At 44.1% G+C, this 1,625-nt stretch carries 1 protein-coding gene; it reads right to left on the reverse strand.

Annotated features, from left to right (window positions below):
• Positions 1-289: 289 nt before the first annotated feature.
• Positions 290-1,625 (reverse strand): sulfate/molybdate ABC transporter ATP-binding protein (locus F6K37_RS41510; RefSeq protein WP_287257099.1); only part of this gene is annotated, 1,336 nt, incomplete at its 5' end.

Consider the following 1,625-nt stretch of genomic DNA (forward strand, 5'->3'; position numbering starts at 1 on the left):
ATAAATGTTGGGAATTAGTTTATGCTTTGATGCGTTTAAGTCGTCATAAGCTCGATAATTATTTACGAGGTATGAGAGCTATGAAGCTTATACAGTCTACTTTTTAGCTCTCATGTCGCCCCCCCAGACGAAATTTAGTTAGTCTCGCCCCCCTAACCCCCAATTTTGGGGGGAACAAAACTCTCAAAGTCCCCCACAGTTGGAGAACCAACGGGGGGCTTTCCCAAAACCAGACGATCGCGCATTCATACTTCAATTCAGCAATGCCTAGTCTGAAAAACGATTATGTTCAACTCTCCATCAAAATCAACCTCAAAGCATCTAACTCCACATACCATGGCTCAGGCCAAGCTTTAATCTGATGCCATTTTTCCTTAAAAACTTCAGCTTGGAGGTGATACTGTTTAGGATTCCTAGAAGGAGTATATAAATTCAGATAAAGTGTAACTCGGTGCTGGGTTTCACTCATCGTCACCAGCCAACAGGGAAACGTATTGTCTTGATTTGGCTCTTTTAGAAATCTCAGATGATGGGCACGGATGCCAACATAAGCCAAAGATTTCCTAATCGGTTCTACAACTGAGAGACTACAGTTCCAGTCCAGGGCTTGAATTTTTTGGTGGTCAATAATCTCAACCCGAGAAAAGTTTTTACACTCCGTTAATTGTGCTACCCTAAAGCTAGGAGGATGCTCAAAAATAGCTTCTTTAGAGTCATAACCAATAACATTTCCTTCAGAAAGTACTAACAGATTACCACAGACCCGGTAAGCTTCCTCTAATTTATGGGTGACGAAAAGAGTGGCTCCTTGATAATTAGAGAAAACTTCCGTTAGTAGCATTTCGATCTGATTCCGTAGATAGGTATCAAGGGCAGAAAGGGGCTCATCTAATAGTAACGCTTCTGGTGCGATCGCCATTGCTCTTGCCAAGGCTACCCGCTGCTGCTGTCCCCCAGAAAGTTCGTGAGGATAGCGGTTTTCCAATCCCTGTAAATGCATCAATTCAATATATTTCCATACCCGTTTATTCCTTTGGGGTTTGGGCAATTCCTGCAAGCCAAACCCGATGTGTTCAGCAACATTCATGTGGGGAAAGAGGGCGTAGTTTTGAAAAACAAAACCAATGCGACGTTGGTGAGGAGGAAGATTAATACCCTGTTTGGAATCAAACAAAACTCTTCCGTTCAAGACAATGCGGCCTTGAGTGGGTGTAGCCAAACCAGCAATACACCGTAGCGTCATACTTTTACCAGAACCAGAAGCCCCTAAGATTCCTAAGGGCTTACCATTAGCAGTAAATTTAGCATCTAGGGTAAAGCTAGAGCTTACCTCTTTTCGTAACTCTACTAACAGTCCTTGACTTGGTTCTATATTAGATTTTTTCCCTGCTCCCTGCTCTTTTCCCCCCTGATTAAGGGAAGCTCTAGTCCCCCCCTTAATCAGGGAAGTTCTTGTCCCCCCCTTATTAAGGGGGGTTAGGGGGGATCCCTTACTTACTTCTATATTAGATTTTTTCCCTGCTCCCTGCTCTTTTCCCCCCTGATTAAGGGAAGCTCTAGTCCCCCCCTTAATCAGGGAAGTTCTTGTCCCCCCCTTATTAAGGGGGGTTAGGGGGGATCCCTTA

This window comes from Moorena sp. SIO4E2 (genome assembly GCF_010671945.1).
Classification (GTDB): Bacteria; Cyanobacteriota; Cyanobacteriia; order Cyanobacteriales; family Coleofasciculaceae; genus Moorena; species Moorena producens.